23 protein-coding genes are annotated in these 22,234 nt (G+C 56.1%); 14 read left to right on the plus strand and 9 right to left on the minus strand.

Going from position 1 to position 22,234, the window contains the following annotated elements:
* The first annotated feature begins 26 nt into the window (after window positions 1–26).
* From AC0J4F_RS11240 to AC0J4F_RS11290, 11 genes are all read left to right on the plus strand, one after another.
* Window positions 27–431, plus strand: a complete 405-nt coding sequence (locus tag AC0J4F_RS11240) for a DUF2177 family protein (RefSeq protein WP_133945950.1) — start codon at window positions 27–29, stop codon at window positions 429–431.
* Window positions 432–611: 180 nt separating this feature from the next.
* Window positions 612–1,931: a methyl-accepting chemotaxis protein gene (locus AC0J4F_RS11245; RefSeq protein WP_473026296.1), complete on the plus strand. Its 1,320-nt coding sequence runs from the start codon at window positions 612–614 to the stop codon at window positions 1,929–1,931.
* A 453-nt stretch (window positions 1,932–2,384) separates the two neighbouring features.
* Window positions 2,385–2,855, plus strand: coding sequence for a hypothetical protein (locus AC0J4F_RS11250; RefSeq protein WP_133945953.1), 471 nt, complete (start codon window positions 2,385–2,387; stop codon window positions 2,853–2,855).
* Window positions 2,848–4,686 (plus strand): ABC transporter ATP-binding protein, encoded by a 1,839-nt coding sequence (locus AC0J4F_RS11255; protein ID WP_133947536.1) that lies wholly within the window; start codon window positions 2,848–2,850, stop codon window positions 4,684–4,686. Before AC0J4F_RS11250 ends, AC0J4F_RS11255 begins: the two co-directional genes overlap by 8 nt.
* A gap of 305 nt (window positions 4,687–4,991) precedes the next feature.
* Window positions 4,992–5,552 (plus strand): ubiquinol-cytochrome c reductase iron-sulfur subunit, encoded by a 561-nt coding sequence (petA, locus tag AC0J4F_RS11260; protein ID WP_133945955.1) that lies wholly within the window; start codon window positions 4,992–4,994, stop codon window positions 5,550–5,552.
* Window positions 5,553–5,578: 26 nt separating this feature from the next.
* The gene (locus tag AC0J4F_RS11265) at window positions 5,579–6,844 is read left to right on the plus strand and encodes a cytochrome b (RefSeq protein ID WP_133945957.1); all 1,266 of its coding nucleotides are present in this window, start codon (window positions 5,579–5,581) and stop codon (window positions 6,842–6,844) included.
* Window positions 6,845–6,874: 30 nt separating this feature from the next.
* Complete coding sequence (locus AC0J4F_RS11270; protein WP_133945959.1) at window positions 6,875–7,714, plus strand: cytochrome c1; 840 nt, start codon at window positions 6,875–6,877, stop codon at window positions 7,712–7,714.
* A 131-nt stretch (window positions 7,715–7,845) separates the two neighbouring features.
* Entirely contained in the window at window positions 7,846–8,724 is an 879-nt protein-coding gene (locus tag AC0J4F_RS11275) for an S-methyl-5'-thioadenosine phosphorylase (protein ID WP_133945961.1), read from the plus strand.
* 122 nt (window positions 8,725–8,846) lie between these two features.
* Complete coding sequence (locus AC0J4F_RS11280; RefSeq protein WP_133945963.1) at window positions 8,847–9,395, plus strand: adenine phosphoribosyltransferase; 549 nt, start codon at window positions 8,847–8,849, stop codon at window positions 9,393–9,395.
* Between the two features lie 6 nt (window positions 9,396–9,401).
* Window positions 9,402–10,064, plus strand: a complete 663-nt coding sequence (gene bluB, locus AC0J4F_RS11285) for a 5,6-dimethylbenzimidazole synthase (RefSeq protein WP_473026297.1) — start codon at window positions 9,402–9,404, stop codon at window positions 10,062–10,064.
* Between the two features lie 60 nt (window positions 10,065–10,124).
* The gene (locus AC0J4F_RS11290) at window positions 10,125–10,604 is read left to right on the plus strand and encodes a GNAT family N-acetyltransferase (RefSeq protein WP_209174395.1); all 480 of its coding nucleotides are present in this window, start codon (window positions 10,125–10,127) and stop codon (window positions 10,602–10,604) included.
* 34 nt (window positions 10,605–10,638) lie between these two features.
* On the opposite strand, the gene AC0J4F_RS11295 is transcribed toward AC0J4F_RS11290, so the two are convergent.
* The 4 genes from AC0J4F_RS11295 to AC0J4F_RS11310 all read right to left on the minus strand — a co-directional run bounded on the left by AC0J4F_RS11295 (window position 10,639) and on the right by AC0J4F_RS11310 (window position 13,971).
* Window positions 10,639–11,118: a MaoC family dehydratase gene (locus AC0J4F_RS11295; protein ID WP_473026298.1), complete on the minus strand. Its 480-nt coding sequence runs from the start codon at window positions 11,116–11,118 to the stop codon at window positions 10,639–10,641.
* Entirely contained in the window at window positions 11,115–11,573 is a 459-nt protein-coding gene (locus AC0J4F_RS11300) for a MaoC family dehydratase (RefSeq protein WP_473026299.1), read from the minus strand. The genes AC0J4F_RS11295 and AC0J4F_RS11300 overlap by 4 nt, the downstream gene beginning before the upstream one ends.
* Before the next feature lie 71 nt (window positions 11,574–11,644).
* Window positions 11,645–12,007, minus strand: a complete 363-nt coding sequence (locus tag AC0J4F_RS11305; RefSeq protein WP_473026300.1) for a hypothetical protein — start codon at window positions 12,005–12,007, stop codon at window positions 11,645–11,647.
* A gap of 188 nt (window positions 12,008–12,195) precedes the next feature.
* Entirely contained in the window at window positions 12,196–13,971 is a 1,776-nt protein-coding gene (locus tag AC0J4F_RS11310) for an SLC13 family permease (RefSeq protein WP_133945976.1), read from the minus strand.
* 223 nt (window positions 13,972–14,194) lie between these two features.
* Here AC0J4F_RS11310 and AC0J4F_RS11315 point away from each other — a divergent pair, with 223 nt between their 5' ends.
* Entirely contained in the window at window positions 14,195–14,356 is a 162-nt protein-coding gene (locus tag AC0J4F_RS11315; RefSeq protein WP_166672590.1) for a hypothetical protein, read from the plus strand.
* A 67-nt stretch (window positions 14,357–14,423) separates the two neighbouring features.
* Here AC0J4F_RS11315 and AC0J4F_RS11320 read toward each other — a convergent pair whose 3' ends face one another.
* The 5 genes from AC0J4F_RS11320 to AC0J4F_RS11340 form a co-directional block, all read right to left on the minus strand.
* Window positions 14,424–15,110, minus strand: coding sequence for a fumarylacetoacetate hydrolase family protein (locus AC0J4F_RS11320; RefSeq protein ID WP_133945980.1), 687 nt, complete (start codon window positions 15,108–15,110; stop codon window positions 14,424–14,426).
* A gap of 105 nt (window positions 15,111–15,215) precedes the next feature.
* A complete protein-coding gene (gene ychF / locus AC0J4F_RS11325) occupies window positions 15,216–16,316 on the minus strand; it encodes a redox-regulated ATPase YchF (RefSeq protein WP_133945982.1) in 1,101 nt (366 codons plus the stop codon).
* Between the two features lie 198 nt (window positions 16,317–16,514).
* A complete protein-coding gene (locus AC0J4F_RS11330; RefSeq protein ID WP_473026301.1) occupies window positions 16,515–17,531 on the minus strand; it encodes a ribonuclease T2 family protein in 1,017 nt (338 codons plus the stop codon).
* 94 nt (window positions 17,532–17,625) lie between these two features.
* On the minus strand, window positions 17,626–18,372 hold the full coding sequence (pth, locus tag AC0J4F_RS11335; protein ID WP_133945987.1) for an aminoacyl-tRNA hydrolase: 747 nt from the start codon (window positions 18,370–18,372) through the stop codon (window positions 17,626–17,628).
* Between the two features lie 117 nt (window positions 18,373–18,489).
* Window positions 18,490–19,113, minus strand: a complete 624-nt coding sequence (locus tag AC0J4F_RS11340; RefSeq protein WP_133945991.1) for a 50S ribosomal protein L25/general stress protein Ctc — start codon at window positions 19,111–19,113, stop codon at window positions 18,490–18,492.
* Between the two features lie 365 nt (window positions 19,114–19,478).
* On the opposite strand from AC0J4F_RS11340, the gene AC0J4F_RS11345 reads away from it, so the two are divergent.
* Window positions 19,479–20,048 (plus strand): PDC sensor domain-containing protein, encoded by a 570-nt coding sequence (locus AC0J4F_RS11345; protein WP_209002081.1) that lies wholly within the window; start codon window positions 19,479–19,481, stop codon window positions 20,046–20,048.
* 54 nt (window positions 20,049–20,102) lie between these two features.
* Window positions 20,103–22,229, plus strand: a complete 2,127-nt coding sequence (locus AC0J4F_RS11350; protein WP_473026302.1) for a methyl-accepting chemotaxis protein — start codon at window positions 20,103–20,105, stop codon at window positions 22,227–22,229.
* Window positions 22,230–22,234 lie beyond the last annotated feature (5 nt).

The raw sequence follows: 22,234 nt of genomic DNA on the forward strand, positions 1-22,234 counted from the left end.
AAGCTAGCCAACCGCCTGAGGATCTTATGGTTCATTTCATCACAGCGTATATCACCACCGCGATTGTGTTTCTCGCAATTGACTATGTTTGGCTGACCCAAGTCGCCACGCGTTTCTATTTTGATCGCATTGGTCATCTGCTGATGGAACGCCCAAATATGGGCGCTGCGGCAGCCTTTTATCTGATCTACGTTGTCGGCATCGTTCTGTTTGCCGTTGGTCCTGCGCTTAAAAATGAAAGCTTTGCATACGCCGTGATGTACGGCGCCATGTTCGGCTTCTTCACCTACGCGACGTACGACGTTACCAACTATGCGACCTTGAAGGACTGGCCGATCATCGTTGCCGTCGTGGATATCGCCTGGGGCACGGTGCTTGGTGCGGTTTCCGCCGGCGCGGGCTATCTGATTAGCCGTCAGATCCTCGGCTGACAACTCGGCAAGTCTGCGAAAAACCTGAACTCCGTGAACGTGACGCAGGTTAGTGCAAGCCTACTCTTAATTGTTGTAGTTACTGATTTTTTACAGCCTTGAGATATCAAGGGCCAACACAGATCACTGCGCGGGATTCCCGAGTGTACCCGCAGGATTGGGGTTGGAGCCCGGGTTTTCGTGACGCTTTCGATAAACGGCCGATTTATTTCAATGGTGGTCACCGCCGCCATTATCATGATGGGTGGAACAGCGTTCGCGTTCTACACGTTCCGCCAAGCAATGGTTGCTCAGTTGGGAACCGCAGACAGTGCTCAGCAATTCCTTCAGGGCAATGTGGCGGAGAAACTCGATGGTCTGATTTTGGATCAGATGATCACCATTGGCCTTGTCGTGTCGCCGGTTGGCCTGGCGTTTCTTGGTCTGGCAGTTGTATTGGCATTGGGCATTGCCCGTCCGCTCGCCCGCTTGCAGGGCGCCCTTGGCAAACTGTCTGCCGGTGATCTCGAGGTCGAAATCGACGGTGTCGAGCGATCCGATGAAATCGGCGCCATAGCGCGGTCTGTGACAGGCTTTCGCGTGAACCTTGCCAAAAAAGCTGCGGAACAAGCGCGGCAAGAACAAGCCCACCAGGATGCCTTGAACGCAGAACGCGTCGCGCTGATGCAGGATGTTGCAGACGATTTTGAGAAATCCGTGCTCGGCGTTGTTTCTTCATTGCTTGAAAAGTCTGACAGCGTAGAGAGCAACTCCAATGATTTGACGCGTGCTGTGGAATCCTCGCTCCACGCCGTGTCTGAAGTCAGTACTGCGTCTGCGGATGCCAATCAGTCTGTTGAGACGGTGACCGGGGCTTCCCATCGCTTGTCAGAGTCTCTGTCCCGTGTCCGTGAGGATGTGGATCAGGCAACAGACATTGCGGATGCTGCGGTCACTGAAGCGCGCAAAACCGATGAAATCGTCGGCCGCCTTTCTGAGACAGGCCGTGCAATCGGCGAAATTGTCGAGCTGATCAGTCAGATTGCCAGCCAGACCAATCTGCTTGCATTGAACGCAACGATCGAGGCGGCAAGGGCTGGCGAAGCTGGGCGCGGGTTTGCCGTTGTTGCAAGCGAGGTAAAGGCGCTGGCCGAGCAGACCACCAAGGCAACTGAGGATATTTCTGCGCAGGTTTCGGCCGTGCAGGACGTCGCACAGCAATCTGGTGTCGCCATCGCTTCGATTGCCGATACGATTGAGCGCGTGAGTGCGATTTCAGCCAAGATCCGGGATGCTGTGGAAGACCAGACTTCTGCAACTGGCGAGATCAACGGCAGTGCGCAGACCGCGCTGCAAAGCTCTGAGCGGGTAACCGGCAACGTCGGGACTTTGAACGATGCGATGGAAGCCAGCCGGACAGCGACAGACGGCATGCATCAGGCCTCCGCAGAACTCGGAACGTTGTCGAACACACTTCAGGCACAGGTCTCGCAGTTCCTACAAAGCGTCCGCGCAGCTTAAGTCTTTGTCGCTGGTCTGTGGTGGCTAAGCTCCACTGCCTTACTGGTCCCGGGCTGAGTGAATCATTGCGACCGCTCACTCACATGTCACACATGTGGCTGATTTGTCACAGCTCTGGGTTTAGGCTGCTTTAGGCCGAAATCGGACTTCTCTTATCCGCGATTCCAGAGTACCAAAAGGTCCTCAACTTTGACGGGTTGAAGTTTCCATCCCTTTGGCCGCCCGGCCAAGCAACCAGGAGGGCTTACATGCTAAATTGTTCGACGCATCCAGCGACAGCCGTCCATTTGGTTCGCACGGGATCATCTGCACGTTTCGGCTAAAGAAACGCGCCTGAGTTCCTAACACTTTTCCGACGTCCGGCATAAGCCGTCCATCAGTTTTGGCTGCATGTGCGTCCTTGCGCATGTCTGCGGGCGTTACTCTCAATTTCTTCCGTTTCGGAGACACATCATGTCTTTCGGTGATCCCTTTGGGCCATTCCGACCCGGCATAGGTCCAGATATCGTCCAGGAGCCGCCTGTCCGGCGGCCGGACGTTTTCATTGATCCGCGCTTGCGTCCGCGTCCGCCAGTTTTATTGCGTCTGCGCAACTTGTTGAAAATTCTCGGTGTATTCGGTGGGGCGACTGGCGTTCTGACAGTGCTGTTCGCGGTGCCGGTCTTCATTTCCGAATTTGCAGCGATCGAAACCGTTGGCGTGCATGGAAAGGTCCTGAGCGCGCCGCAGTTCGCTGACCGGCTTGAAAATCTTCTAATTGGTTCCTTTATCGTAGCTCTATCGCTGGTAAGTTTCTTTGCTTCGGCCGCGATTGCGTCTCCGCGCCTCGGCGTGCGTGATCATGAAAGGGAACCCTACAAATTCGAGTGCGGGGATGGTCATGAGACTGTCCAGCCCACTCATGCAAAGGTTCGTCATGTTTAAGTGGTTTGAAAACCTGATTGATCCGTTCGAGAACACGGATCTCGATGTCCCGCCGAAAGGCTTCTGGGCGTTCTGTTGGTACTACACGAAACCGGTGTGGCCGATCCTTGCGGTCGCATCGGTTCTGGGTGCCGCCATCGCCATTCTGGAAGTGTTCATCTTTACCTTTCTGGGTGATTTGGTGAATTGGCTCGGAACAGAGAACGCGCAGACCTTCTTTGCAGACAACTGGCCCCAGCTTCTGTGGATGGGCTTCGTCATCTTGATCCTTTTGCCATTGGTCGCTGGTATCTGGGAGATGGTGTTCCACCAGGGCTTGATGGGCACCTACCCGATGTCTGTGCGGTGGCGGGTTCACCGGTATCTTCTCCGGCAGAGTGTGGCGTTTTATCAAAACGACTTTGCCGGGCGGATTGCGAACAAGCTGATGCAAACAGCGCTTGCGGTTCGGGAGGTTGTGACCCGGATCGCGGACATTCTGGTCTATGTGATCGTCTACTTTGTGGCCGCACTGTTCATCGTTGCGGAGGCGAGCATCTATTTCGCTATTCCGTTCCTGGCCTGGCTTGGCGGATATCTGTTGACGATGCGCGTCTTCATCCCGCGTTTGAAGAACGTGTCCCGGGATCAAGCCGATGCGCGATCCGTGATGACGGGACACGTCGTCGATGCATACACCAACATCTCGACGGTGAAACTCTTCTCCCACGCAGCGCGCGAGGAAGACTATGCAAAGAGGTCGATGCTTGACTTCCTGAAGACGGTCTTTCTTCAGATGCGGCTCGTCACGGGAATGAACATCACCCTGACAACGCTGAACATGGCGTTGCTCTTTGCGGTCTCGGCGATGTCCATCACGCTTTGGCAGCAAGGGTTGGTGAGCACTGGCGAGATTGCCGTTGCGGTCGCCCTTGTTCTGCGGTTTCAGGGCATGTCGCAGTGGATTCTTTGGGAAGTGTCCGGCCTGTTTGAAAACATCGGCACGGTCCAAGACGGCATCAACACAATCTCCCGGGAACGGGATGTGGTGGATGTTCCAAACGCCAAGCAGCTGGTTGTCGACAAAGGCGAGATCGAGTTCGAGCGGATCCGCTTCCACTATGGCAAGGAAACCGGCGTCATCGAGGACCTCTCCTTGAAGATCAAGGCTGGCGAAAAAATCGGTCTGATCGGCAGGTCCGGGGCAGGTAAATCCACCTTGGTCAACCTTCTTCTGCGCTTCTACGATCTGGAAGGCGGTAGGGTGCTGATCGATGGTCAGGACGTTGCCAAGGTCCTGCAGGACGACATCCGGGCCAACGTGGGTGTTGTTACGCAGGATACGTCCTTGTTGCACCGGTCGATCTTCGAGAACGTTGCTTATGGCAAGCCGGACGTCAGCCGTGAGGAAGTCGAGGCAGCTCTGGAAAAGGCGCATGCCATCGAGTTCGTCCGCAGTCTTGAAGATCAAAACGGGCGTGTTGGCCTAGATGCGCATGTCGGCGAGCGCGGAGTGAAACTCTCCGGTGGTCAGCGCCAGAGGATCGCGATTGCGCGGGTGCTCCTGAAAGATGCCCCGATCCTGGCCCTGGATGAGGCGACATCGGCGCTGGATTCAGAAGTCGAGATCGCCATCCAGGAAAGCCTGTTCGATCTGATGGAAGGAAAAACCGTTATCGCGATTGCTCACAGGCTGTCCACGATTGCGGCGATGGACCGGCTCATTGTCATGGATCATGGTCGAATCATCGAAGAAGGAACGCATCAGGAGTTGTTGGACCTGAACGGTCTTTACGCTCAGCTCTGGCAGCACCAGTCTGGCGGGTTCCTGGCGCCTGTTCAGGCGGCTTGATTCCAGCCACATCGTCACGCAAGGCCGGGGAAATGCATTTTCCGGTCTTGCGATTTTCCGAAAAACGGCAGAAAAACGGCGAGAGCGCAGTTTCGGCTGCGACATATGCGTTCTAAGGCGTTTGTTGAACTGGACAAGCGCTTTGAACGGTGCAAAAAGACACACGCCTTGCCCGGTGCGGAAATCTGCCGCACCCGGCAACCGTTGAGCCCGGCACGAGTCCGCCTATCCTTGCTCTCAGGGACGGGCCCGGACGTGCGACGGGCTTTCGGTACAGAATAAACTGGTTTCGAGAGGACGCGACCTTGGCAAATACGGATCAGGCGGAACCGACCCGCCGAGATTTCCTCTACATTGCGACCGGCGCCATGGGTGTCGTCGGCGCTGGCGCGCTGGCATGGCCATTCATCGATCAGATGAACCCGGATGCCTCCGCTTTGGCTCTGGCTTCTATTGAAGTCGACGTCTCTGCCGTGGAAGAGGGGCAGTCTATCAGCGTGAAATGGCGTGGTAAGCCGGTCTTCATCCGCAACCGTACGGATGCGGAAGTGGAAGAGGCGAATGCTGTTGCAGTATCTGATCTGCCGGACCCGCTTGCACGCAACGCCAACCTGCCTGCCGACGCAGAAGCGACGGATGTGAACCGCGGCATCGAAGGCAATGAGAAGCTGCTGGTCCAGGTTGGTATCTGCACACACCTTGGCTGCGTCCCTGTGGGTGATGCTGGTGAGTACGGCGGTTGGTTCTGCCCGTGCCACGGCTCGCACTACGACACCGCCGGCCGGATCCGCAAGGGCCCGGCGCCTGAGAACCTGCTCATTCCGCCGCTTGAGATGGTCAGCGAGACCACCATCAAGATCGGCTAACGGCACGAGTTAATCTGGAGGCAGCCATGGCTGGACATTCTGAATATGTACCGCAGAGCGCTGCGGCAAAGTGGCTTGAGAGCCGTTTGCCGGTCATTTCGCTCGTACGCGGATCTTTCGTCGACTTTCCGACACCGAAGAACCTGAACTATTTCTGGACCTTCGGCGGGATCCTTTTCTTCGTGCTCATCGCGCAGATCCTGACAGGGATCGTGCTCGTGATGCACTACACGGCAAGCACGACTGCTGCATTCGACAGCGTTGAGCACATCATGCGCGATGTGAACTTCGGCTGGATGCTGCGCTACCTGCACGCCAACGGCGCGTCGATGTTCTTCATCGCCGTCTACATCCACATTTTCCGTGGTCTCTACTACGGGTCATACAAGGCTCCCCGCGAGATCTCCTGGATCCTGGGTGTGATCATCTTCCTTCTGATGATGGCAACAGCATTCATGGGTTACGTTCTGCCATGGGGTCAGATGTCGTTCTGGGGCGCGACGGTTATCACCAACCTGTTCTCGGCAATCCCGGTTGTCGGTGAGAGTGTCGTGATCTGGCTGTGGGGCGGCTTTGCGGTCGACAATCCGACACTGACACGCTTCTTCTCGCTGCACTACCTGCTGCCGTTCATGATCTTCGGTGTTGTTCTGCTGCACGTGTGGGCATTCCACACCACCGGCAACAACAACCCGACAGGCGTCCAGCCGAAGACCAAACAGGACACGATCCCGTTCCACCCGTACTACACGATCAAGGACCTGTTCGCGATTGTCGTGTTCATGATCTTCTTCGCGTACTTCGTGTTCTATCTGCCGAATTACCTGGGTCACGCCGACAACTACATCGAAGCGAACCCGCTCGTCACGCCGGCGCACATCGTTCCTGAATGGTACTTCCTGCCGTTCTACGCGATCTTGCGCGCTGTTCCGGACAAGCTCGGCGGTGTTGTGCTGATGTTTGGTGCGATTGCGGTATTGTTCATCCTGCCTTGGCTGGACACTTCCAAGGTCCGCTCCGGTGCTTACCGTCCGCTGTTCAAGCAGTTCTTCTGGATCTTCGCAGCGAACGCAGTGGTTCTGGGCTACCTCGGCGCCATGCCGGCGGAAGGGATCTACGTGATCATGTCCCAGATCTGCACCACCATCTACTTTGCCTACTTCCTTATCGCCCTGCCGCTGTTGGGCTTCCTGGAGAAACCGAAGCCACTACCGGCATCAATCTCCGAGTCGGTGCTCAAGGGCGGATCCGGCACACCGGTCGGCGCAGCAGCCGCACCGGAAACGAAATAACGCGAACCGGATCGGGAGTTATTTGAGACAATGAAAACCATGATCACAATGGTTCGTTCCCTCGCAGCGGTGGCGGCTCTCGCCATCGCATCCCCGGCTTTTGCGGCCGGAGCGAAGGTTGAAATCGATTATCAGGATTGGTCCTTCGCCGGGCCTTTCGGTTACTACGACCGTGCGCAGTTGCAACGTGGCTTCAAGGTCTACGTTGAAAACTGTGCAGCCTGTCACGCTTTGAGCCGCGTTGCATTCCGTAACCTGGCTGAGGATGGTGGTCCGAGCTTCACTGAAGACCAGGCCAAAGCAATTGCTGCCGACTACACTGTTGTAGACGGCCCGGATGATTTCGGCGACATGTACGACCGTCCGGCCATCCTGGCTGACCGCTTCCCGTCGCCATTCCCGAACGAGAATGCGGCACGTGCAGCCAACAACGGTGCGTATCCGCCGGACTTTTCGCTTCTCGCGAAAGCCCGTGCGCCGCAGCGCGGTTTTCCTGGGTTCGTTTTCGACATTTTCACCCAGTACCAGGAAAACGGCCCTGACTACATCTACTCGCTGCTGACGGGTTACGTGGATCCGCCAGAGGGTGTGGAAGTGCCGGTTGGCCAGTACTACAACCACTCCTTCATGGCTGGTGAATTCATCTCAATGGCGCCGCCTCTTTTCGAGGAAGCGATTGAGTACACCGACGGTACACCGATGACGGTTGAGAATTACGCACGCGATGTCGCAGCGTTCATGATGTGGGCCGCCGAGCCTCATCTGGAAGAGCGCAAGAAGATTGGTTTCCGCGTGATGATCTTCCTCATCGTCTTTGCTGGCATGCTCTACTTCACCAAGAAGAAGATCTGGCGCGACGTCGAGCACTAAGCTCCAAGCGTAAAGAAGCACTCGGAAAAAGGCGGGCATCGAGCCCGCCTTTTTTCATTTGCCCGCTGTTCATTGCTGGCTTGGCTTGTTAAGCAAACCGGTAATTCAGGAACTCATCCAACGAGGGCAAAATGAGCGACGCAGTTCTGGGGATCATTGGCGGATCCGGGATCTATGACCTTCCTGGTCTTGAGGATGCGCAATGGATCAGCGTCGAGAGCCCGTGGGGCAAGCCGTCGGATCAGGTGCGGATCGGCACGATTGACGGGCTTAAGATCGTGTTCCTGCCGCGCCATGGCCGGGGCCACGTCTATTCGCCGACGACGATCAACTACCGTGCCAATATTGACGTCATGAAGCGGTGCGGTGTGACGGACCTTCTGTCCGTCTCCGCATGCGGCTCTTTGAAGGAAGAACATGAGCCGGGCATGTTTGTGCTCGTGGACCAGTTCATCGATCGTACGATTGCACGGGAAAAGAGCTTCTTCGGGACCGGCTGTGTTGCCCATGTCTCCATGGCAACCCCAGTCAGCCCAAAACTTGTCGACGCCGTTGCGGCGGCCGCGGAAGCGGAAGGCCTGAAATACAGCAAGGGCGGGACGTATCTCGCCATGGAAGGACCGCAGTTTTCGTCGCTTGCAGAGAGTGAACTTTACCGGACCTGGAATTGCGATGTTATCGGCATGACCAATATGCCCGAGGCCAAGCTCGCGCGGGAAGCTGAAATCTCCTATGCGACGGTTGCGATGGTGACCGACTATGACAGCTGGCATCCGGATCATGGTGAAGTGGACATTCAAGCGATATTGAAAGTCCTGCATGACAATGCGGAAAATGCTCAAAGACTGGTCGCGCGTGTCGCGAAAGACCTTCCCAGGGAGCATCAATCCTGCCCCGCCGGGTCCGACACTGCTCTGGAATTTGCTCTGATGACAGCGCCGGAGAAACGCGATCCGGAATTGGTTGCCAAACTTGATGCGATTGCAGGACGTGTCTTGAACCGCAGCTGATACCAACAACTTCATAACCATCAAAAGACTTCGACCGGCACGGTAATCTTGATATAAGCGTCGGTCGGGGCTGTGCAGCGGATTGTGTTGCGCGACATTGTTTTTGCAGGAAAGAGAGCAGAATGACCGATCAGACAATTCGTGACGAACTGATCAGTGCCATTAGAACAATCAAGGATTACCCGAAAGAGGGCATCCTTTTTCGCGACATCACCACTCTGCTCGGCAACGCTCGGGCATTCCGGCGCGCGGTCGATGCGCTGGTTCAGCCTTGGGCCGGCTCCAAGGTCGATCAGATTGCCGGAATAGAAGCCCGTGGTTTCATCCTGGGGGGCGCGGTTGCCCATCAGCTGTCCGCAGGCTTTGTTCCGATCCGCAAGAAGGGCAAGCTGCCGCACGAAACCGTGCGCATTGCCTATTCCCTGGAATACGGCCTGGATGAAATGGAGATGCACAAGGATGCGATTCAGCCAGGCGACCGGGTGATCCTGGTTGACGATCTGATCGCGACAGGCGGCACAGCGGAAGCTGCCTGCAAACTCTTGAGATCCATGGGTGCGAACATTGAAGCTGCGTGTTTCATTGTTGATCTTCCCGATCTTGGCGGCCGGAAAAAGCTGGAAGATTTGAGTGTTCCCGTCCGGACACTGGTTGAGTTCCCAGGGCACTGATCGCGGATGGCGGCGAGCGGATCTGGAGAGACAGAAAAACCGGCATTTTCCGACGAGTTTCGAACGGAGTTCGAGAGCCTTCTCAGATGGCGGAGGGATGTGCGCCGATTCCGGACGGACCCGGTCAATTCGAAAACGCTGGAACATCTTCTTGAGCTGGCGGATCTGGCACCCTCAGTTGGGAACAGCCAACCTTGGCGTATCGTGACTGTGGAGAGTGCGGCGAAGCGGGCGCGCGTAGTTTCGATTTTCGAGGCGGAAAACGCTGCTGCTGCCGAAGACTACCAGGATGAAAAGGCTGCTCTTTACCGCCGGCTTAAATTGGCTGGACTGAAAGAAGCGCCCGTCCATCTGGCGGTCTTCAGCGAGCCCAATCCGGACCAGGGGCATGGACTTGGGCGGGCGACGATGCCTGAGACACTGGCCTATTCCACCGTCAGCATGATCCATACCTTTTGGCTTGCAGCTCGTACAGAGGGTGTCGGGGTTGGTTGGGTGTCAATTCTGGATCCGATGAAGATCGGCGAAATCCTCGACGTTGACCCGAATTGGCAGTTTGTTGCGTATCTTTGTGTCGGATACCCGGAAGAAGAACATATCGACCCAGAACTTGAGCGGGCCCGTTGGCAATCGCGAAGCCCATTGGACGAGCGCTTGTTTCGCCGTTAGCATACCTGCCGCTTTGAGGGACAGCCGCTGAACGCGTGTTGTTTGTAGTTAGGAACCATCATGTCTGTGACCATTCATGCAACGACAGCCGAAGATCATGCAGATGTCCTGCAGCTGTTGAACGACCGTTGGACATCGCCGGATATGATCATCGAAAACGAAACGATCGATGCGTCACGGCTGCCCGGCTACACAGCCCGTGCCGACGGCGAGCTTGTCGGTCTGGTGACCTTGATCAAGCGGCCGGAGGAGTGGGAGATTCTGACTCTCGACTCCTTGAATCGTTGGGACGGTGTTGGCAGCCGTTTGCTTCAGGCCGTGGTGGAAGAGGCGAAAGCCAGCCACATCCACCGTTTGACGGTTCGGACTTCCAACGACAATCTGGATGCGTTTCGGTTCTACCAGCGGCGCGGGTTCCGTTTGGAGCGCATCGGGTTCGGTGTGATCGATGCCGAGCGTGAGAAAAATCCTGGAATCCCGTTGACCGGCGACTACGGCATCGAAATCCACGACGAAGTGTTTTTTGCGCGAAGCCTGTAAAATACGGACATAAGCAACTGTGAGCGCCGTGGGATCAGTCCTTGCGCCGCTCCACGAAGACGTTTGCCTTGAAGGAAAACACCGGTTCGTCGTTCTGATTGCGTGCGACCATGTCGGAATGGACAATGCCCCACTCTGGCCGGCTGCGGCTTTCAGTCTTGCCCGTGACGACGCGTTGATAGGTCAGTGTATCACCGGCAAATACCGGTTTGATCCACTTCAGTTTTTCAAAACCTGGAGACGGACCCACACGGGCAGGCACTCGCCCTTCACTATGAGCTGCTTCGATCAAACGTTTGTTGGTTGCCACCAGCAGCTTCATGAAGACGGACGCCGTATGCCAGCCGGAGGCGCACAATCGGCCGAAATGCGTTTTGGCCGCCCCTTCTTCGCTGAGGTGAAAGGGTTGGGGGTCGTATTTTTCAGCGAAGCGGATGATGTCGTCGGCTTTAAATGTGTGCGTGCCCAACTCGATCGTTTCGCCGACTTCAATCTCCTCGAAATACTTGGTCATTGGGCGGCCCCCCGCTTCAGGAACAGAATGGGATTTTCCCAAAACATCACCTGTTTCTGATCTTGATTGGTCGCCGTGATGCGAAATGTCACGATCCCCAAGTCGGGCTTGGATCGTAGTTCCTTGCTCGCCAAAACCTCAGCTTTTGCCGTGAGTGTGTCTCCTGGATAGACCGGGCTTTGCCACTTCAGTTCATCTATGCCGGGCGAGCCTTGCCCGGTGGAGTTGTTCAAGAGATTGGTGGCGAGCAAACGCATCACCATCGACCCGGTGTGCCAGCCGGATGCTGCCAGCCCGCCAAGCATGGAGGCTTTCCCGGCCTCTTCATCGAGATGAAACGGTTGCGGGTCGAACTCTTCGGCGAACTCGATAATCTCGTCTTTGCTTGCGGTCACGCTGCCCAGTTCAAAAACCTGTCCGGGCTCGAAGTCTTCAAAATGATATATGTCTGACATCAATAGCTGTTTGATTAGAGAGGCATAGCGCGGCAGGCCGCGCTATGTGGATGCGCAATCTTACCGATTGTTTAGTCGTAGTAAATCTCATTGTCGTCGAGATAGACATTGCTGGCTGCACATATGTCGATGGCAATCGGCTCGTCGAGCACTTCGCTGTCATCAGCGCCAAGCCATCCGATCTGGAAGACCTGATCGCAATTGCCGGTGTCTGCATTGAACGCTGCTTGGGCGTTTTGACCGGGCATCAAGGCATCGCCCAGCCAGTTATCGCTCCAGCCATCACCGCCATTTGTGTAGAAACCGACGGCAATGTTGCCCTCAGTGTTGTTGTAAACTTGGAAATAGCCTTCAGAGCCCGTGCCTTGCGCAAAGGCAAAACTCGCGGCCAATGAAAAGCCTATCCCTGCCGCAGCAGAAAACAAATACTTCATAGTGTCCCCCTGATATGCCGGGCTTTTTTAGCCTGACGCATGCATAACACGTTACTTTCGGCCGGGGCTCAAGAGAAAACACCGCTTGCACCAAGGCTCAGGATAATTCAACGGCCAGAAACGTGCTCGCGAAAAAGGGTAAGCGTCTGTGCAATCCCAGAAACAGTTGGGGTTTTCACTGGCGAAAACTAAAGCGGCCAGAACACCAGGATCGCCGGAATGCCGACAGCCAAAACCAGCACTTCCAGCGGAAGGCCGATGCGCCAGTAATCGCCGAAGCGGTATCCGCCGGGCCCCATGATGATCGTGTTGTTCTTGTGTCCGATAGGGGTCAGAAAGGCACAGGATCCGGCAACGGCAACCGCCATCAAGAACGGGTCGGGATTGACACCTAGACTGTTTGCGATCTGAACCGAGATAGGGGCTGCGATCAAGCACGTCGCGACGTTGTTCAGGAAATCCGACAAGGTCATTGTGACGGCCATCAAAACCGCCAAGGTGACCCAGGCCGGCGCCCCGGCTGTCAGAGCCAGAATGCCATCGGCAATGATCTGAGCATTGCCAGCCGCTTCAAAGGCTTGTCCGAGAGGGATCAGCGAGCCGAGTAGCACGATCACTTTCCATTCCACGGCTGTATAAACATCCGAACCGCTGACGAGCCCGGTTGCCGCATAAAGAACGACGCAGGCAGCAAGAGCGACCGGAAGGTATGCGAACCCTGCGACTGCTGCCGCAATTGCAAGAACGAAGCCCAAGATGGCCAGCCGTGCCTTGTTGCGCTGGATCATTCCGGTGGTTCTGCCTTCCAGCGGAAACACGCCGAGCCATTGAACTGCCATCTCCAATCGGTCGGATGAACCGAGCAGCAAGAGAACATCACCTGGCCGGATCGTTTCATGCCGGACGCGGTTCTGGATCCTGCGCCCGGCACGGGAAATGCCCAGCAGCGTCACGCCGTGACCGTAAAGAAGCCTGAGCTGAAAGGCGGACGTGCCATTGATGCGCGCCGTATCTGGAACAATAGCCTCGGTGAGGCTCAAGGCTCCGCCTGTCAAACCGTCTTTGTGGCGTTCGGAGCCGGCGAACTCCAGTTTTGCCGCTCCCATGAAGGCTTCGATAGCCTTCGGATCGCCTTCCACCAGGATGAAGTCGTTCTCCTTGATCAGTTCACGGCGGGCAAACCCTCTGATGCGGCTGCCATGGCGCACCAGTCCGATGATAGCGACATCTTTTTCGTCCGCGACCGGATAAAGGTCGCCAAGCGTGAGGTCTTTGTCTTCGGGCAGTTTGCCGACTTTCAGTTCCGCGCTGTAGAGCCCCTCGGCCATGCTGTCGGTTTCGGGCGCTTGCCGGAACCGTGCCGGCAACAGCCGCCAGCCGATCAATGTTACAAAGGCAATGCCGCTGATCGCGACAACTAGGCCGACCGGGGCAAAGTCAAACATGGAAAACGGCGAACCGAGCGCGTCTGACCGGTACTCTGCAATCACGATGTTGGGCGGTGTTCCGATCAATGTGATCATCCCGCCGAGGATCGTTGCGAAGGAAAGCGGCATCAACGACAGACCGGGAGACCGGGCTGCCTTCTTGGCGGCTTCCAGATCCAGCGGCATCAGAAGCGCGAGAGCTGCCACGTTGTTGATGATGCCGGATAGTCCGGCGCCGACGATTGCCATGATGCCGATATGACCCGACAAGCTACGGGATGCAGAGAACAGGTACTTGGCAACCAGTTCGACGGCCCCGGAATTCATCAGTCCGCGTGACACGATCAGCACAAGCGCGATGATGATTACCGCCGGGTGACCAAAGCCCGAAAAAATCTGATCCGAGGGGACAAGGTCCAGGAAGGCAGCAAGGATCAGAGCGGCAAAGGCGACCAGGTCGAAGCGGATTTTGCCCCAAATCAGCAGGGCGAAGACGACTGCGAAGAGTGAAAACAGCAGTATCTGATCGAGCGTCACCTTGGAATTCTCCGATCCGTTCGCGTCGCCTGGAAGATGCTGAAACTTAGGCCGGATTGGCGTTCAGCGTCGAGCGATTTCTCCGAAAGCTCCGTATGGCACGCAAACCCATATGCAGGGTGCGGAATTTAGGAACCTGTAATGTTCTGAACATCCACCGGACACATTCAAACACCACATGCTTTTCCAGACAGGAACAGACCAACTGGAAAGGAAAACAGAAATGAGCAAAGTGTCAAAAACAACCATCCGCTGCGAAGCCAACGACCACTACGACCGCGTTGAATATTACGCAAAGTCCCGGCACTATCGTTTGGTGCCCCGGAAGTGGCGCGACGAAGCTGGTCCGAACCCCTTGGTAATGCAGGGCTTGAATGTAAGTTGAGAGATCCCCCGGGCTCAGGATGTTCCGGGGGATCTTTTTGTCGGGACTAAAGCAGGCGCTATCTGCTTTAAATCACAGTGACTTCCAGGGGAGGCAATCCCTTCACGGAACCAACCAGCTTGTCGCCGCGCACAACAGGCCCAACGCCTGCAGGCGTGCCGGTTTGGATGACATCTCCCGGCGCCAGTTCAAAATACTCCGAAAGATAGGAAATCATTTCCGGCACCTTCCAGATCATTTGGTTGAGATCGCCCTCTTGGCGCAGATCGCCGTTTACCGTGAGTTGGATCCTGCCTTCGGAGAGGTGTCCGCAATCGGCTGCCCGGACAAATGTCGTGATGGGGGCGGACTGCTCAAACGCCTTTCCGATCTCCCAGGGACGGCCCATTTTCTTTGCGTTTCCTTGAAGATCGCGCCGTGTCATGTCGAGCGAAACGGCATACCCGAATACATGATCCAGGGCTTCGCCCACCGGAATGTTGCGCCCGCCCGATTTCAAGGCGACGGCCAGTTCGATCTCATGATGTACGTCGTCGGATTTCGGCGGGTAAGGAAACGAACCGGAAGTGTTGAGATTGTCTGGGTTCTTCTGAAAAAAGAACGGCGGCTCCTTGTCCGGGTCGTGCCCCATCTCCACGGCGTGGGCGGCGTAGTTCCGGCCTATGCAATAGACACGGCGGACCGGGAAGAGGTCTCCGGTGCCGCCAACGGGTACTGCGGTCGCGGCAGGAGGAGCAAAAACAAAAGTCGGCATGTGAAAGGCTCTGCCTAGAGTGTCGAATTCGGAGAATTGCGCAAAGGACAGTATCCCTTGCGCCCAGAAAAAAGCCCGGGCAGGGACCCGGGCTCTGATTTCATATCAAGTGTTAAACTTGAAGAGGAGGACGTCCCCGTCCTTGACGATGTACTCCTTGCCTTCGTCCCGGGCCTTGCCGGCTTCCTTGGCTGCGCTCTCGCCGCCGAGCGATGTGTAATCGTCGTAAGCAATGGTCTGTGCGCGAATGAAACCCCGTTCAAAGTCCGTGTGAATGACGCCGGCAGCACCTGGTGCCTTGGTGCCGTTTGTGATGGTCCAGGCGCGGGTTTCTTTTGGTCCAGCGGTGAAATACGTGATCAGGCCGAGGAGCTCGTAGCCGGCCCGGATCATCCGGTCGAGGCCGGGCTCTTCCAGTCCGATGGTCTCCAGGAATTCTTCCTGTTCTTCCTTGTCGAGCTGAGAAATCTCAGCTTCGATCGCAGCGGAAATCACAACAGCGACAGCACCTTCCGCAGCCGCCTTCTCTGCGACTTTCCGGGACAGCTCGTTGCCTTCTCCTGCGGACGCCTCATCAACGTTGCAGACATAAAGAACAGGTTTGGACGTCAGAAGGTTGAGGCCCTTGAGGACCTTGGCTTCTTCCGCGTCCGCTGTTTCCAGCATACGGGCAGGTTTACCGTCCTGAAGGAGTGCCAGTGCGCCTTCCATGATCGGAAGAACTGCCTTGGCTTCCTTGTCGCCACCGGTCGCTTTTTTCTTCAGCGGTGCGATGCGTTTTTCCAGGCTTTCCATGTCGGAGACCATGAGCTCGGTCTCGACCGTATCGGCATCGGCGATCGGGTCGATGGCACCATCCACATGGGTGATGTCATCATCTTCAAAACACCGCAAAACGTGCGCGATGGCATCGACTTCGCGGATGTTCGCCAGAAACTGGTTGCCGAGACCCTCACCTTTGGAGGCACCGCGCACAAGGCCGGCAATGTCCACGAAGGTGATCCGCGTCGGGATCACTTCCTTGGATTGCGCGATGTCGCGAATTGCATAAAGGCGCGGATCCGGTACAGCAACTTCGCCGGTATTCGGCTCGATGGTGCAGAACGGATAGTTTGCGGCCTGGGCCGCAGCTGTCTTGGTCAGCGCATTAAAAAGCGTGGACTTGCCGACATTCGGCAGTCCGACAATGCCGCACTGGAAACCCATAGGAGTTCGCTTTCGGTTTGTGTCTGAAACTGTTGCCGCGCTTCATGCCCGAGGGGACCGGCAAGGTCAAGGGTTTGGCGGTTCCAAGCTGGTTACGAACATCGTGGAAGTGCTGAAGTAGGGACCAGCTTGGAGTGCGTATTGTGGGTTTGTTCTCTCAGGTCCGCTTTTAACCCGCCGGATTGAAGCCTTGTTCGTTTATTGCAGACCGGTTGGATCGATCAGTCCGCCAGTGCAGCCCATCCCGATCTCATTTGCGGCGAGCATCAGCTCGCCCAGATCCGAAGTTGGGGTGATCTGGCCTTTCAGGCTGAGCCAAATCTCGTTGATCAAATTTCGGCCGCCATCGTTGGTACACTTGATCAGGACCCGCGCGCCTGTACCAACGCCGAAGGCATCATCAAAGGCGGCCCGAATTTGGGCACCGGAAACCTCGCGGCCGACATTGTTGAAGAACACGTCGCCGACGGCTGAGTCGTTTACAAGCCCTGTCAGATAGAGGGTGTCGTCGTAATACTCGTCCGCGCCGCCGTCACCGAAATAGCAGGTGCCGTGTTTGATCCACTCATGATAATGCAGGAAGCTTGCAAAACCGGGCATGGCGGCGGCGAGTGCGTCGGCCGTTTCGGTGTCAATCTCAGGCGCTGGGAGGAGGTGCCAGTTGCCCGGTTTGTCGAGGTTCCGAACAGAGGCCGGCACACCGCAATAGTCATTGCCTTTCGGTTGCGGCCAGAGCCCATGAATGGACAGTTGACGTGTTGTGTGCGGCAGATTTCCGGAATTCAGATCCTGGCACTCTTGTTTGCCGGGCCGGATCTCACAAAAGGCAGGCTGCCAGCTGAGCGTCAGCAGATTGTCTGTGGATTCCTGTCCAGTTGTAACAGGCGTGAGGCCAGGGTCGACGACTGGATCGACGGTCACCGTGCCGGCGTCCACCACATGCACACCGCAAGATGTGCTGACCCAACGGAGCTGCGTCACCGGAGCATCATCAACCAGGATCTGGAAATAATCGCCGCCTTGTTTGTTGATGCCCTTGATGTCGTAGGCAATCCGCGGAGACGTCAAGACGTTGCCGGGGTTGGTCTGCCTGTTCTTGCTTTGGTACGCTTCGCAGGCTTGTTGGGCGATAAAGTAGCCTTCAAGTTTCTTGAAAGCAGCCGCAGGCGTGAGTGTGAGTCCCAGAACAACGCATGCAAGAACAACGCGGCGCATGATTTCCCCCTTTATCAAGCTTGGGGCCATTATCCTTGTTCAGGTTACCACAATATGACGTGCGGTTGCGTGATCTAAAATCTCTAATTGTGCTCTATGTTTTGTCGCCACCGCCCAGAAGCTTTTTCAGCATGTCCGCCATCGGGCCTGACTTGGGCAAGTTCGCGGCGGGTTTGTTCTGGCGGGCCTGACGAATGTGGCTCTGCTGTTTTGGCTTGGAGGGCTTGTCCGGCTTCTGGGAGGCCGTCTTGTTGCCGCGCTGAGCTTTTTCCGGTTCGAGCGCCAATGTCATCTTGTTGGCAAACTGGCTGTCTTTTGCTTCTGCCAAAAGGCCAGCCTGATCAGCGATTTCCGCAAGCAGCGGATCCAGCCAGTCTTGGTCCGCCTTGGAGAAGTCGCCCAGGACATAGTTGGAGACGAGTTTTTTGTCGCCCGGATGACCGATTCCAAGCCGCAAACGCCGGTACTCCTGACCAATATGCGCCGATATTGATCGCAGACCGTTGTGACCGCCATGACCACCGCCCTTCTTCATCCGAAATTTGGCAGGTGGGAGATCCAATTCATCGTAGATGACGACTATGTCTTCCGGCTCGATCTTGAAAAAGCGCATGGCTTCGCCGACCGCGCGGCCGGATTCGTTCATATAGGTTGAGGGCTTGAGCAACAGCACTTTTTCGCTGCCGAGACGCCCCTCGGAGACCTGACCCTGAAAACGGGCGCGCCAGGGTTGGAAACCGGAATTGCGGCGGTGGATTTCATCAAGCGCCATGAAGCCAATGTTGTGGCGGTTATGGGCGTATTTTCCGCCGGGATTTCCAAGGCCGACAATCAGTTTCATGATCTGTCTCTGCGCGTTCTTTGAAATCAGGGTGCTGAAACGAAAAGGCAGCCGAAATCGGCTGCCCAAAGTGCAGAAGACGATGCCGTCTTCTGCAAATTTATCGAAGGATCAAGCTTATTCGCTTGTCTCTTCTTCACCACCTTCGGCTTCTTCTTCGTCGTCCTGTACACCGCCGCCAGGAGCAGCAAGTGTTGCGACGGTGAAGTCACGGTCGGTAATGGTCGGCTGCGCGCCTTCCGGCAGGGTGGTTGCCGAGATGTGCAGCGTGTCGCCGATTTCGACTTTCGCAAGGTCGAAGACCAGGGTTTCCGGGATGGCATTCGCCGGAACGATCAGTTCGACAGTGTGACGAACCACGTTCAGCATGCCGCCTTTTTTCAGGCCCGGGCAGGTCTCTTCGTTGATGAAGGTGACCGGAATATCGACCGTCAGGGTCGTGTTGCCGGAAACGCGCAGGAAATCAACGTGAAGAACATCGTCGCGCACTGGGTGCAGCTGGAAGTCCTTGGCGATGACCTGGTGCTTTTCACCGTCGATGTCGATGGTTCCGATGTTGATCAGGAAACCGCCCTTGTGCAGGGTCAGGGTGGTTTCTTTCACCGGAATGGTGATCGGCAGAGCCGGTTTCTTGTCGCCGTAGATCACGGCAGGTAGAAGGCCTTCGCGACGCAGTGCTCGTGCGGCCCCCTTGCCCACACGGTCCCGTGCCGACGCCTTCAGCTCATAGCTGGAAGCCATGGCAAACTCCTATAGGAATATGTAACGGACCGGCGAACAGGGTCACCGAGTGTTCGATCAGTTGTTCGGGATCGGTCCTACGAGCGCCTCCTCCAGGGGTGCAGGCGCGTGCGCGATATAGCTGAAACCCTTTGGAAAAGCAAGCGGCCCCGATAGGTGCGCGATTATCGTCAAATCTGCTAGTTCTCAAAAGTAAAAATTATCAACCATCGAGTGTTATTTTAGTTATTTAGATTATTGGTTTTGTAATGCAACTCATTGGTTGAATGTAATAGTAATTCAATCAGTAAATATAAGCGACTATACATATGTGATTAAGATCTGCCGCGTTGAATATCGTAACGGAACTCAACGGAGAGCGATCCATGAAAATGTTTTTGAAGTCCGCGGTATTTGTACTCCTTGCAACCGGTGCCGCCAACGCGAATGAATTTAAGGCCGAGCTGGAGGAGCTGGCAAACGGCCAAATCGCCGAAATCGCGTCCTCTTCTGAAGTAATTGCGGCAGTAAAGGCACAGAATACGCAAACTGCCGGTCATGATCAGGCTAAGATCGACGAGCTCGACAAAACCTGGCGCGCTGAAGCAGAAGCAGTTGATCAGCCGATGATCGATGCCGTGCTTGAAAACGATCTGTCCGGATATCTGGCCGATCTGCAAGATGGCAGCGATGGTCTCTTTACCGAAATCTTCGTGATGGATGCCAAGGGCCTCAACGTTGGTCAGAGCGATGTGACTTCTGACTACTGGCAGGGGGATGAAGCCAAATGGCAAGACACCTATGGTGCGGGTTCGGGCTCTGTGCACATCAGTGATCTAGAAGAAGATGAGAGCACTCAGCTTCTGCAGAGCCAGGTCAGTGTACCGGTTGTTGATCCGGATAGTGGTGAGCCTATCGGTGCCGTCACGTTCGGCGTGAATGTCGAAAATCTTTAATGTTTCAAAGGGCAAGGCGGGAGCCTTGCCCATGTCCTTTGCGGAGCAAATACTTTGAAAGTCTCTCAGAAACTTCCCGCCATCATGGTCGGGATTGCATTGTTCTGTTCGGCAGGTGTCGGTATTGCGAGCTACATATCCGGAGCACAGTCTGTTCGGGATCTGGCTAAAGAAAAGCTTATGGGCCTCGCTGAAAGCCGCAAGGACGCCCTGACAGATTACTTGTCTTCTAAACAGGCTCTTGTGACAGATCATGCATCCGGCAAAGGCTTACGGGCTGCCTATTCCGACTTCGATAAAAACTGGGCGAAATACGGAGACAAGGCGCAGGCGACTCTCACCAAGGTGTATGTCACGGACAATCCGCATCCGGCGGATCAACGCGCAGATCTTGTGAAGGCCGGCCGCAAGCCATACGACCGGGCGCACACCAAGCATCATCCTGCAATGCGGGCGTTCGCTGAATCCAACAGCTTCGACGAGATCCTATTGATCAATTTGGACGGCGATGTTGTCTACAGCGTTCAGAAAAAGGCTGATTTTGCTCAAAATCTGAAGTCAGCCGAATGGACCGGCACGGCAGCAGCCAAGGCGTTCGAGGCGGCCATTGCAGGTGCTCCGGACCAGGCGCATGTTTTCGATGTAGAGCGCTATCCTGGACCCAATGACAAGCCTGTTGGTTTCTTGTCAGTGCCGATTTCGGTCGGATCAAAGGTCATCGGTGTTGCAATTTATGAGACCGCTGTCGCCCGTGTGAGCAACATGCTTGGCAAGTATGCAGGCCTTGGTGAGACAGGGAATGTGTTTTTGGTCAACGCTGACGGGATCATTCAAAACGACAGTGTTCGGACCCCGGATGTCGATGAAGTGACGAGCGATCTGCTCCAGGGCAGTCCTATTCTCAATGCACTGGGCGGCGCGCCGGAGTTCCAGGTTTTGGACGATCTGCAGGGACAGGAATCATTCGCGGCAGCCGTGCCGTTTGAATATCTCGGCAAAAACTATGCTCTTGTCGTCGTGCAGAGCGCGGCTGAAGTCCTCGCCCCGCTGGCAAAGCTGCGGAACTGGACAGTGGTCATCGCTGTGGTTTGCGCACTTGGTGCCGGGCTGCTCGGCCTTTGGGTGTCTGTTCAGTTGTCCCGCCGGATCAATGGGTTGGCGGGGGTCATGGGCGCTCTCGCCAAAGGCGATACAGCGGTCAATGTCCCCAAGCAGACCTCCGATGACGAGATCAAGGAAATCGCCGACACAGTCGCCGTTTTCCGGGAGAATGCGTTGGAGCGTGAACGGTTGGAGGCAGAGCAAAATGCCAACCAGCAAGCGCAACAAGAGCAAGCTTATCGGGTCAGTTCCTTGATTGAAACTTTCCGCGATGAAGTCGAGCAAATGCTTGATACGGTTGTTCACAACAACAATCAGATGCAGGCGGCCGCCGAGGGCCTCAACGGCATAGCGGATGAAACATCCGGTGAGGCGACGAACGCGTCAGCTGCCTCTGAGCAGGCGTCCGCAAATGTCCAGACCGTTGCCTCTGCCTCTGAAGAGCTGTCCGCGTCCATTCAGGAGATTGGCCGGCAAGTTGACAGCACCACGGAGATTATCCGGGCTGCACTTGGATCGGCTCAGGAAACCAACGAGCGGATTGGCGGGCTGGCGCAGCTTGCCCAGAACATCGGCGATGTTGTGAACCTGATCTCTGATATTGCCGAGCAGACCAACCTTCTGGCTCTCAATGCAACGATTGAAGCCGCCCGTGCCGGAGAGGCGGGCCGCGGCTTTGCGGTTGTTGCGTCCGAAGTCAAGGAATTGGCGACACAGACGGCCAAGGCGACCGAGCAGATAGAGGCGCAGGTGTCTGAAGTCCAGGCGGCAACGAAGGAAGCCGTTTCGGCGATCGGAACGATTGCTGAAACCATGGCAACGGTGGACAATTACACCGGAAACATCGCGTCAGCAGTTCAGGAGCAGGGACAGGCGACAACAGAGATTTCTGCGAATGTGCAGGAAGCTGCTCAAGGAACGCGGTCAGTCGCGGGATCAATGGTCGCAATCAGCGAAAAGTCGCAGATGACCAGCTCATCCGCTGGCGACGTCTTGCGGGCGTCCAATGATGTGGCCGATAAAACCGAAGATCTCCGCGGCACGGTCGACCGGTTCCTCAAAGCCGTTGAAGCTGCTTAAGGGTT

It is taken from the genome of Roseibium sp. R5, assembly GCF_055755305.1.

Bases quoted from the DNA above. Each gene is read 5' to 3' on its own strand.
- AC0J4F_RS11250 (WP_133945953.1), top strand. From the start codon at position 2,385: ATGTCTTTCGGTGATCCCTTTGGGCCATTCCGACCCGGCATAGGTCCA.
- AC0J4F_RS11240 (WP_133945950.1), top strand. From the start codon at position 27: ATGGTTCATTTCATCACAGCGTATATCACCACCGCGATTGTGTTTCTC.
- pth (WP_133945987.1), bottom strand. From the start codon at position 18,372: ATGAAACTGATTGTCGGCCTTGGAAATCCCGGCGGAAAATACGCCCAT.
- AC0J4F_RS11275 (WP_133945961.1), top strand. From the start codon at position 7,846: ATGAGCGACGCAGTTCTGGGGATCATTGGCGGATCCGGGATCTATGAC.
- bluB (WP_473026297.1), top strand. From the start codon at position 9,402: ATGGCGGCGAGCGGATCTGGAGAGACAGAAAAACCGGCATTTTCCGAC.
- AC0J4F_RS11340 (WP_133945991.1), bottom strand. From the start codon at position 19,113: ATGGCTTCCAGCTATGAGCTGAAGGCGTCGGCACGGGACCGTGTGGGC.
- AC0J4F_RS11330 (WP_473026301.1), bottom strand. From the start codon at position 17,531: ATGCGCCGCGTTGTTCTTGCATGCGTTGTTCTGGGACTCACACTCACG.
- AC0J4F_RS11270 (WP_133945959.1), top strand. From the start codon at position 6,875: ATGAAAACCATGATCACAATGGTTCGTTCCCTCGCAGCGGTGGCGGCT.
- AC0J4F_RS11300 (WP_473026299.1), bottom strand. From the start codon at position 11,573: ATGTCAGACATATATCATTTTGAAGACTTCGAGCCCGGACAGGTTTTT.
- AC0J4F_RS11345 (WP_209002081.1), top strand. From the start codon at position 19,479: ATGAAAATGTTTTTGAAGTCCGCGGTATTTGTACTCCTTGCAACCGGT.
- AC0J4F_RS11305 (WP_473026300.1), bottom strand. From the start codon at position 12,007: ATGAAGTATTTGTTTTCTGCTGCGGCAGGGATAGGCTTTTCATTGGCC.
- ychF (WP_133945982.1), bottom strand. From the start codon at position 16,316: ATGGGTTTCCAGTGCGGCATTGTCGGACTGCCGAATGTCGGCAAGTCC.
- AC0J4F_RS11280 (WP_133945963.1), top strand. From the start codon at position 8,847: ATGACCGATCAGACAATTCGTGACGAACTGATCAGTGCCATTAGAACA.
- AC0J4F_RS11315 (WP_166672590.1), top strand. From the start codon at position 14,195: ATGAGCAAAGTGTCAAAAACAACCATCCGCTGCGAAGCCAACGACCAC.
- AC0J4F_RS11255 (WP_133947536.1), top strand. From the start codon at position 2,848: ATGTTTAAGTGGTTTGAAAACCTGATTGATCCGTTCGAGAACACGGAT.
- AC0J4F_RS11320 (WP_133945980.1), bottom strand. From the start codon at position 15,110: ATGCCGACTTTTGTTTTTGCTCCTCCTGCCGCGACCGCAGTACCCGTT.
- AC0J4F_RS11290 (WP_209174395.1), top strand. From the start codon at position 10,125: ATGTCTGTGACCATTCATGCAACGACAGCCGAAGATCATGCAGATGTC.
- AC0J4F_RS11295 (WP_473026298.1), bottom strand. From the start codon at position 11,118: ATGACCAAGTATTTCGAGGAGATTGAAGTCGGCGAAACGATCGAGTTG.
- AC0J4F_RS11265 (WP_133945957.1), top strand. From the start codon at position 5,579: ATGGCTGGACATTCTGAATATGTACCGCAGAGCGCTGCGGCAAAGTGG.